Annotated in this window: 2 protein-coding genes; both read right to left on the bottom strand. The window is 75.8% G+C overall.

Annotated elements, in window-relative coordinates; translation table 11 throughout:
* Positions 1-3,234: type I polyketide synthase (locus M8I34_RS34975; protein WP_250056688.1), on the bottom strand; the 3,234-nt coding region annotated here is incomplete at its 3' end.
* Positions 3,227-10,561 (bottom strand): SDR family NAD(P)-dependent oxidoreductase, encoded by a 7,335-nt coding sequence (locus tag M8I34_RS41505; RefSeq protein ID WP_308372742.1) that lies wholly within the window; start codon positions 10,559-10,561, stop codon positions 3,227-3,229. The genes M8I34_RS41505 and M8I34_RS34975, both read right to left, overlap by 8 nt.
* Between the last annotated feature and the right edge of the window lie 202 nt (positions 10,562-10,763).

Genomic DNA, 10,763 nt, shown 5'->3' with positions numbered 1-10,763 from the left:
CAACGGCGAGCCGAGGTCTAGCCGGACCGACACACCGGCTCCTGACGGGGCGGCGGGTCCTGACGGGGCGGCGGCTGCTGAGGGGGCAGCGGCGCCTGCCTGGGCTGGGGCGTGGTCCGCGACGGCGGGGGCCACGGCGCGGTCGACGACAACCGGGGCGGCAGCGTGATCCGCGGCAACCAGGGCGACGGCGTGGTCGGCGACAACCGGTGCGGCAGCGTGATCCCCGACAGCCGGGTCCACTGCGTGATCCGCGACGGCCGGGGCAGCCACGGCGGCCGCGGCGTCCGCGATAGGCGAGGCGTCCGCGACGGGCGAGGTGTCCGCGACGGGCGTGGCGTCCACAACAGCCAGGGCAGCCCCGGCCGACGGCTCCAGCCGCTCCCAGCGCGGCCGCAGCCCCTCGGCCCACAGAGCAGCCGACAGCCGACGCAGTTGCGCCCGTCCGTCGCGGCGGGAGTCGGCCGCCGCCACGGCGAGATGGTCCTCCCCGTGGAGGGTGTCGGCGACGAAGCCCGTCAGGCTGCCGGCGCCGATCTGGACGAAGGCGCGTACGCCCGTCTCGTACAGCCGTCTGGTCAGTTGCTGGAAGCGGACCGGTTCCAGGAGGTGTCGCAGCACCAACTGGCGTATCTGTACGGGCTCTTGAGGGAAGGGGGCGACGGTCGTGGCCGACCATACGGGGAGGCGCGGGTCCCGCAGCGGCAACGCGTCGAAGGCGGCCCCGACCTGGCCCAGGTAGGGCGCCCACATCGGTGTGTGGAAGCCGGAGCGGAAGGGCATCTCCTGGGCCCGTACGCCCTGCCGGGCGAGTCTGCTCACGGCCTCGGCCAGCTGCTCGGGAGCTCCGCAGATCACCGACTGGTGCGGGCAGTTGTCGTGGCTGACCGCGACCCGCTCCAGGCCCTCCAGCGCCGCGGCCGCCTGTGCGGCGCCGCAGCCCAGTGCCGCGTAGACCAGGTCGGGTACGGCGAGGGAGCCGGGCCGCAGCGAGTCGAGGAAGGTGTCCACGGCCCGGTGCGGATACATCCCGGCGACCACCATGGCGGTCCATTCCCCGAGGCTGTGGCCGGTCAACAGGTCGGGAGCGATGCCCAGTTCGGCCAGGGCGCGGGCGAGCAGCCGGCCGACGGCCAGGGAGTCGACGGCTCGTTCGACCAGCCCGCTGCCGCCGGAGACGGTGGGGCGGGGCAGGGACAACTGGTCGGCGATGTCGTCCACGCGCGGCGGTAGATCTGCCTCCAGCCCCGGGAAAGCGAAGGCCAGCCGCGCTCCCGTCTCCCGGGCGTGCGGCCCGAAGAAGGGGCTCGGGGTGAACCACACCTCGCCGCGTCCCCGCCAGGGCAGCCCGCGCGCCAGGATCTTGGCGGCCAGGGCGCGGCGCCGCGGGGTGGGGTCGAGCAGGGCGAGGCGGCAGGGGCCGTCATCGGCGGGCAGGCCCGTGTCCGCGCCCGTGCCCCCCTCCCCCACGTTCCGTAATTTCTCGGCGAGTGCGCCGGGAGAGTCCGCGGTGAGCAGTACGGTCCGCTCCGGTTCCGCCGTGCGCGCCGTCTGCTCCAGTACGGCCGTCTGCTTCAGTACAGCCGTCTGCTTCGCCGTGCGCGGCGTCCGCTCAGGTACCGCCGTGCGCGCCGTCCGGTCCCGTACCGCCGCGCGCGCCGTCCGGTCCGGTTCCTCCGCACGCGGCGTCCGGTCCGGTTCCTCCGCCCGCAACGGATCCGCCGTCCGCTCCCCTTCCGCCGTCCGCAGCGGGGAGTTCCGGGGCACGGGCGGCGGGGCGGCACGCTGCCGTCCCGGGGCTTCCTCCAGGATCACGTGGGCGTTGATTCCGCCGAAGCCGAAGGCGTTGACACCGGCCCGCAGGGGTGCCCGTCCGGCGTCCCAGGGCTCGGCCTCGGTGACCGGGCGCATCCGGGTCCGTGCCAGGCCCTCGTGCGGCTCGTCCAGGTGCAGGGTCGGCGGCAGGGTCCGGTGGTGGACGGCGAGGGCGGCCTTGATCAGTCCGGCGATGCCGGCGGCCTGCATGGTGTGCCCGAGCATCGACTTCACCGAGCCCAGGCCGACCGGCGACCGCCCCGCGCCGGATGGCCCGAACACCCGTGCCAGGGTGTCCAGTTCGGCGCCGTCGCCGACCGGGGTCCCGGTCCCGTGCGCCTCCAGCAGGCCGAGTGCCGTGGGGTGTTCCGGGTCGAGGCCGGCGCTGCCCCAGGCCTGTTCCAGCGCCCGTATCTGTCCCTCCGTCCGGGGGTTCATCAGGCTCGACGCGCGCCCGTCCCCCGCCACTCCCGCCCCGCGGAGGACCGCGTAGACCCGGTCCCCATCGCGTTCGGCGTCGGCCAGGCGTTTGAGGAGGACGACGCCGGTGCCTTCGGAGAGCAGGGTGCCGTCGGCCCGGCGGTCGAAGGGGCGGATGCTCTGGGAGGGGCTGAGGGCGCGCAGCTGGGTGAAGACGCTCCACAGGGTGGCGATATGGCAGTGGTGCACGGCTCCGGCCGCCACGAGGTCACAGCGCCCGGCGGCCAGCAGATCGACGGCCTGCGCCACGGCCAGCAGCGAGGAGGCGCAGGCCGCGTCGAGGGTGTAGGCGGGGCCGCGGAAGTCCAGCCGGTTGGCGGTCCGGGCGGCGGTGAAACTGGGCACCAGGCCGATGGACGCCTCCGGCTGTTCGGGGCCCAGGCTCGCCTGGAACGCCTCCCGTATGGCAGTGATCTTCGACTCGCCCCATTCCGGGGCGAGTTCGCGCAGCGTGACGGCGAGCTGGTGGGCCGTACGGACCCGCTGGTCGAGCCGGGCGGTGGCCACGCCCATGAAGCCGCCGCGGCCGAGGATGACGCCGATACGGGAGCGGTCGGCGGGCAGCCGCTCCTGGCCGCCCGCGTCGGCGATGGCATCGGCGATCGCGCGCAGGGCGAGCAGCTGATCGGGCTCGGCTCCCGGGACGGCGCTGGGCATGATGCCGAAGCGGGTGGGGTCGAAGGCGGCCGGCTCGTCCAGGAAGCCGCCCCGCCGGCAGTAGAAGCGGTCGCTGCGGGCGGGGCCTTCGGCGCCGTGCGGGTCGTAGTAGATCTCCGGGTCCCAGCGGCCGGGCGGCACGTCGGTGATGCAGTCCGTGCCGGCCAGCAGGTTGCGCCAGTACGCGGCGAGATCACCGGCGCCGGGGAAGACCGCCCCCATGCCGACGATCGCCGCGTCGGTGGGCCGTGGACCGGTCCGCCGGGCACCGGGCTCACTCATCGCCCGGCTCCGCGCCCGCCTCCGCCGCCAGGACGACTTGGGCCGAGGTGCCACGGGCCAGTTCGTCCAGGAAGGCGGCGACCGCGGCATCGGGGTCCAGGAGCGGGATGCCCCGGCGGGCGTAGGCGCGCTCCAGCTCCGGGGTGACCATGCCGCCGGCGTCGGCCGCCCACGGCCCCCAGTCCACGGCGAGGACACGGCAGGCCGTACGCGCCGACCAGGCCCTGGCGAGGGTGTCCAGGGCGTCGTTGGCGGCGGCGTAGTCGGCCTGGCCGCGGTTGCCGAAGACCCCGGCGACGCTGCCGAAGAGGGCGAGGAAGCCCGTGTCTTCACCGGCTGCCGCGAGGAGATGACGGGCCCCGTCGACCTTGCCGGCGAAGACCCGGGCGAAGGAGGCCGGGTCCTTGTCGCGCACCAGCTTGTCCTCCAGGGTGCCCGCGCCGTGCACGATCCCGTCGAGACGGCCGTGCCGGCCTCGGATGTCCTGCGCCACGGCACGGACGGCGGCCGCGTCGGTGACATCGGCCGCGTGGTAGCGCACGGAGGCGGCGAGGGGTTCCAGGGCGGCGAGCGTGCCGGTGATCTCACGGCGGGCCAGGACCCGGGTGGCCGCCGCCTCGATCTCAGCCGGTCTGCGCAGCCCTTGGGCGATGAGCGCGGCGCGCAGCGCGATGCGGTCGTGGGCGTGCGCGAGCGCCGGGTCCTCGGGGGCCTCCTCCAGGGGCGTACGCCCGAGGAGTTCGATATGGCAGCCGTGGGCGCGGGCCAGGGCGTGGGCCGTGCGGGCGGTGATACCGCGCGCGCCGCCGGTCAGCAGCACCACGGAGCCGGCACCGAGCGGCGGCCGGCCGGTGGCGGTGAGGTCGCGGGGCAGTGGCGTGGGGACGGTGCGCAGGGTGGTGCGGGTGCCGTTGGTGCGGCCGACGACGACCGGTTCGCCGGGGGCGCAGAGTTCGGCGAGGAGGTGGGCGGCGATGCGTTCGGGGCGGTCCTTGGGGTCGATGTCCACGGCGCGTATGAGGACCTCGGGGTATTCGAGGGCGGCCGTACGGGCGAAGCCGCGCAGCCCGGCGCCGGGCAGCGGGTCGGGAGCCTCCTCGGTGGCGTCGTGGCCGAAGGTGCCGCCGGCCGCGGTGGCCAGCAACAGCCACCGCGCTCCGCCGGTGAGGACGGCGCGCAGCCCCGCGTACTGTCCGGGCAGTACCGCACCGCGGCCCGCCCGCAGGGCACTGAGGTCCACCAGCCCGCCCATCCCGTCGGCCGTGGCCTCGGCCAGCCGCTCGGCGGGGACGGTACGCACCCGTGCGCCATGGCTCTCCAGGAGGGCCGCGAGCGCGAGCGCCACCCCCTGCCCGTCCTCCACGACCGTGAAGTCGCTGCCCGCCACCACCTCGGCGGGCGGCCGGCTCGCGGGCGGGCCGAGGGGGGTGACCTGGACCAGGTGGCGGGTGGGGGGCTGCGGTACGGGGGCGCGGCCCGCGTCGCCCCCGGCGCCCGCGACGGGCGGATACGCGGTGGCGGGCGGCGTGGGAACGGACGGCGCGGGCCGCACCAGGACGGCCGGGGCGGACTCGGGGGTGGCGGGGGCCGGTTCGGGCGGGAAGGCGGCGGGAGCCGGTGCGGACCCTCGTAAGGAAAGGGCTGGTGCGGACCCCGACAAGGCCAGGCCCGGTACGGACCCGGAGAAGGCCAGGTCCGGTGCGGGCTCGGACAAGGCCAAGTCCGGTGCGGGCTCGGCCGAGGAAGGGGCCTCCGGTGGGGGCTCGGCGTGGGCGGCGGCGATCCAGTCGACGATGCCGCTGATGGTCTTGACCCGGGCCAGATGCTCCACCGCCGACTCCATGGCGCCGTCGGCGTCCTGCGGCAGTCCGATCCGGTCGGCCAGTGCGCCGATGATCTCCACGCGCTTGATGGAGTCCACCGAGAGATCGGCCTCCAGGTCCAGCCCGGCGTCGAGCATCTCGCGCGGATAGCCGGTGCGGGTGTGGATGATCTCCCGTACGGCGTCCAGGAGTTCGTCGGAACTCAGCTGCTTCGCCTCGACCACGGGCGTCGGTGCCGGGGCGGCTTGGGCGGCTTCGGCTTCGGCTTCACCCGCCAGGGGCGCCGTGTACAACGGGGCGGTCGGAGCGACGGGCGCCGCCTGGCCGACCGCGGCGGCTTCCCCCAAATACCTCAGCACGACGTCCCGTTGGGCGACGACCAGCTCTCGCGAGACCCGCAGATACTCCAGCACCGCTTCCTGCCGGGCCGCGTCACCGGCTGCGGTACCGGACGCGGTACCGGATGTGATGCCCCCCATGGGCGCCGTCCCCGCATCGCCCCGCCGGGTGTCCACGCGTCGCGCCGGGCGCAGCCCGCCCGGCAGGAAGGCACCGTCGGCGGTGCGCACCAGATGCCCGTCCACCAGCCATCCCGGGCGGCGCGGAGCCGTGGCGGGCAGGAGCGTCGTACGCCCGCGGAACAGGGCCTCCGGGTCGATCGGGACCCCGGCCGCGGCGAGCCGGGCCAGTACGTGCGGCAGCCGGGCCAGCCCGGGCTCGCCCGGCACGTCCAACGCCACGGCGGTGTGCGGCCGGCCGCCCAGGATGTGCCCGACGAGGCCGGTGAGCACCCGGCCGGGTCCGGTCTCCACGAAGGTGCGCACCCCGGCGGCGTACATGTCCTCGATCTGCTCCACGAAGCGCACCGGTGCGGCGACCTGGTCCGCCAGGGTGACGCGTACCGCGGAGGCGTCGCGCTGGTAGGGGCGCGCGGTGGCGCCGGACCAGACCGGGAAGGCGGGCGCGGACACCTGTGCCGCGGACAGTTCGGCGGCGAGCTCCTCGCGGGCGGCGGCGAGTTGCGGGCTGTGGAAGGCACAGGCGACCGGCAGGCGCCTCGCCTGCACCCCGGCACTGAGCAATGCCGCCACGGCCGTGTCCACGGCGTCCGTGGGCCCCGAGATCACGCTCTGTTCGGGCGCATTGTGATTGGCGACGACGACCCCGGCGCCCCGCGCCAGGTCCCGGACCCGCTCCGGGGTGGCCACGACGGCGGCCATCGCCCCGGGGTCATCCCCGGCCGCCCCGAGGATCGCCTCGCCGCGGCGGGCACTGAGCCGGAGCAGCGTCTTGGTGTCGTAGGCACCCGCGGCCCACAGTGCGGTCAGCTCGCCGTAGGAGTGCCCCGCCGTGCAGTCGGGGCGCACGCCGAGCGTGGTGAGCAGCCGGTGTGCGGCGGCGGAGGCGAGGCCGAGCGCCGGCTGGGCGACGCGGGTGTCGGTGAGGACGGCCTGCTGGGCGGCCCGCCCCTCGGCGGTGAAGGCGGTGGGCGGGAACATGGCCGCGACCCACTCCGGATCGGCGTCGTCCAGCAGGCCGCGCAGCGCGGGGAAGGCGAGGAACAACTCGCCGAGCATTCCAGGCCGTTGACTCCCCTGGCCGGGGAAGAGGAAGGAGACCAGACCGGGGTCGGCGTCCGGCCGGCCCGGATACACGCCCTCGACGGCGTCGAACCGGCGGGCGGCCGCCAGCTTGACGGCGAGATCGTCAAGGTCGTCGGCCACCACGCAGAGCTGGACAGGACCCGGTGCGGCGGCGGTCTCGGCGGCCAGGTCGCGCAGCGGCCAGGGCCGTCCGGCGGCGTCGTTGTCCGCCAGCCGCGCGGCGAGGCGTTCCATGGCCCGTTCGGCGGCGGGGCGGTCGGCCCCTCGGAAGCAGAAGAGCTCGGCGGGCCAGTGCGTCAGGGCGTGGGCGGGCTCGGGAGCGCCGTCGTAACCGGCCAGCACGGCGTGGTAGTTGGTGCCGCCGAAACCGAAGGCGCTCACCCCGGCGATGCGCCGCCCCACGGGGACCGGCCAGGGCCGCGCGTGCCCGGCGTCGAAGCGGAACGGGCCGGTGTCCGGGCCGGTGTCGGCGGCCGGCTGGGTCAGATGCAGCGTCGGCGGCCGTACGCCCGTGTGCACGGCGTGTGCGGCCTTGATGAGTCCGGCCAGGCCGGCCGCGCATTTGGTGTGCCCGATCTGCGACTTGACCGAGCCCAGTGTGCAGCTGCCCGGTGCGGCTCCCGCGTCCTCGAACAGTTCGGTGAGGACGCCGAGTTCGGCGGTGTCGCCGACGACCGTTCCGGTGCCGTGGGCTTCGAGCAGACCGACCTGCGCGGGGCTGATCCCGGCGCGCTGGTAGGCGCGTTCCAGGGCGCGCCGCTGGCCCTCGGGCCGCGGCGCGATCAGCCCGAGGGAGCGTCCGTCGCTGGAGGTGCCGACCGCCTTGATGACCGCGTAGACCCGGTCGCCGTCGCGCTCGGCGTCCGTGAGCCGCTTGAGGACCAGTGCGCCCACGCCCTCGCCGAGCGCGATGCCGTCGGCCGCCGCGTCGAAGGGGCGGCAGCGGCCGGTGGGCGACAGGGCGCGTACGGACGCGAACATCAGATAGTCGTTGATGCCGTTGTGCACATCGGCGCCGCCGCACAGCGCCATATCGCTGTCGTGGTCGCGCAGTTGGCGGCAGGCCAGGTCGAGCGCGGCGAGCGAGGAGGCGCAGGCGGCATCGACGGTGCAGTTGGCGCCGCCCAGGTCGAGCCGGCTCGCGATGCGCCCGGCGATGACATTGGCGAGCACGCCGGGGAAGGAGTCCTCGGTCAGGCGGGGCAGTTCGGCGTCGAGGCCGGGCGGCAGCTCTCCCAGATAGGCCGGGTGCAGCGTGCGCAGGCCGTAGGCGCCCGCCAGTTCGGCGCCCGCCTCGGCACCGAAGACGACGCTGGTGCGGGTGCGGTCGAAGTCGCGGTCGGCGTATCCGGCGTCCGCCAGCGCCTTGGCGGCCGCTTCGAGGGCGAGGAGCTGCACGGGATCGATGCCGGTGAGGGAGGCCGGGGGAATGCCGTGGGCGAGGGCGTCGAACGGGATGGCGGGCAGGAAGCCGCCCCAGCGCGACGGGGTGCGTTCGCCCGCCCGCGCGGGGTCCGGGTCGTGGTACGTGCCGGTGTCCCAGCGATCGGCGGGGACCTCGGTGACGGAGTCGACGCCGGCGACGACATTGGACCAGAAGCGGGCGGTGTCGGCCGCGCCGGGGTAGAAACACGCCATGCCGACGATGGCGATGTCCAGCGGCTCCGCGTCCCGCTCCGGTGGCCCGTCGGGGGTCCGGAACCGTTCCGCCCGCGCCGTGAGCTGTGCGGTGGCCCCCTCGGTGACGGCGGTGTGCAGCGCGGCGACGGTGGTGGGGGCGCTGCGGGCGGTGGCGGCCTGGCCCAGCATGTACAGGCCCTCGCGGCGCTGTTCCGGCTCCCCCACCGGCGCGGGCGGCCCGCCGTCCGTATGGCGCAGGCCCTTGCTCGCCAGGCGCAGCCGTCCGAGGTTGCGGCGCTCCAGTTCCTCCCACCGGGCGCGCGGGTCGGTGCCCTGTGCGGCGAGGCGCTGTTCGGCCGCGGCGAACTCCTCGGCGTAGGCGGTCTCGGCGCAGCGTGTGGCATGGCCCGGTGCGGTCCGCAGCAGTACGGTCCGGTCGCAGGTCAGCGCGGTGTTCTGGAAGCCGGGGAGTACGGCGCCGGTGGCCACGGCCTCCTGGGTGAACAGGTAGGCGGTGCCCATCAGGACGCCGATACGGGCGCCGAGCTCGGCGAGCGGGGCCGCGGCGGCCGCCGCCATGGCGGCGGAGCGGGCGTCGTGGATGCCGCCCGCGAAGAGCAGGTCCAGGTCCTCGGCCGTCCCGCCGTGCGTCCGGGCGTGGGCGGTCAGCCGCTCGATCTGCTCCTCCCACAGCGGGAAGCTGGCCCGGGGGCCGATGTGACCACCGCACTCCTGCCCTTCGAAGACGAATCTCCGGGCGCCTTCGGCGAGGTAGCGCTCCAGCAGCCCCGGTGCCGGGACATGGAGGTAGGTCCGTGTCCCGGCCGCTTCGAGGGGTGCGGCCTGGGCGGGCCGGCCACCGGCGATGAGGGCGTATTCGGGGGCGAACTCGGCGACCGCGGCGAGCTGTTCGCGCCGGAGTTCGGGCGGTGCGAAGCCGAGCAGTCCCACGCCCCACGGCCGCCCGTCCAGCCGCTCGGCGGTCTCGGCCAGCAGCCGGCGCACCTGCCCGCCGTCCATGACGGCGAGCGCGAGGAAGGGCAGCCCGCCCTCGGCGGCCACGGCGGCGGCGAAGGCGGACTCGTCGCTGACCCGGGTCATCGGCCCCTGGGCCACGGGGAGATGGCGGGCTCCGGGGCGCGGGGCGAGCGGCCGGGTGCGTGCCGCCGCGGCGAGGTGCTCCGCGATTCCGGTCCGTACCGCCTGCACGATGCCACCGGTGGTGCGGTGCCGCGCGGCGAGCCGGGCGGCGAACGCGCCGTCCTGGCCGATGGGGAGCAGCTGGGTGTGCAGGTCGCGGGCGCCGAGGAGCGCGGCGACGCGGGCCGGGCCGCTGTTCTCCCCGGTGGCCCCGGCGCCGGTCTCCGCGGTGCCGGCGGCCATGGGTGTGGTGAGGTCCGGGCGGGTGAGGACCCGGTGGCCCGCGACGAGCGTGGTCTCGCTGCCGTCCATGGCCCGGATCGCGGCGGCGACCGCCAGGGGCAGCCGGGCCTCGCCCTCGGTGGTCAGCGCGAGCTGGGAGTCGAGCAGCACTCCGGCCGCGCCACCCGCGACGGCCGCGGCGGCGGCGTGCGGGCCGATGCCCCCGGCGGCGAGCACAGGGACCGTCACGGACGGGTCGGCCAGTACGCGCTGCAACAGGACGCAGGTGGTGAGTTCGCCCACCCGGCCGCCCGACTCATGGCCCCGGGCGACGAGCGCGGTGGCCCCGGCGGCACACGCCGCCGCGGCCTCCTCGGGGGTGGTGATCTCGGCCCATACGCGGCGCCGCCCGCCGCCGGCCCAGTCGTCCGGCCCGGGGACCGCGCCCGGTCCGGCGGCGGCGCGCGTGACGGCGTGCGGCACGGCGGCGGCGTACGCCCGTGGGTCGGCGAGCAGCACGGTGTCGACCTCGTCGGGCAGATCGGCGGGCGTGAGCGGACATCCCACCGGCACCCGCACTCCGTGGCGTAACCGTCCGGTCCTGGCGAGCGCGGCGCGCGCGGCGTCGGCGTCCCGGCCGAGGTCCAGCAGACCGAGCGCGCCCGCGCGTTCGGCCGCCACGACGATCCGCTCGCCCGGCTCCTCGAAGGGCGAGAGCGCGACGACCAGGTCACGGCCCGCGGTCCCAGGGCGGTCGGGCCCGCCGGGGGCGGGACCGGGCCGAGCGGTCCCGGCGGTCTGCCCGGCAGGGGCGGCCGTGGGGCGGGACGGACCGCCGGGAGAGGAGGCAGGAGGGCGGGAACCGGGGTCGCCGGACCCGGAAAGGGGGTTGCCGGGGAGAGGGGGCCAGGGGGCCACGGGCGCTCCTTCTGCTGGGGGCGGACACGCTTTACCACTGCCACCTGCGGTAACCAGCGGTAGGACATGCCCTGGCCCGCTGATACCGCGTTGCATGGTGGAGCCACCCCCTTGCACTGTCAACGCACGCGTACCAGGCGGTAGTTGATTTCGCCAAGGTCACGAAGGTGGTGTTCCACCTCCGCCACCTCCCCGGTACCTG

The sequence above is a fragment of the Streptomyces sp. MCA2 genome, from assembly GCF_023544705.1.
In the GTDB taxonomy this organism is placed as follows: domain Bacteria; phylum Actinomycetota; class Actinomycetes; order Streptomycetales; family Streptomycetaceae; genus Streptomyces; species Streptomyces decoyicus.
This window is presented reverse-complemented; position numbering and strand designations above follow the sequence as displayed.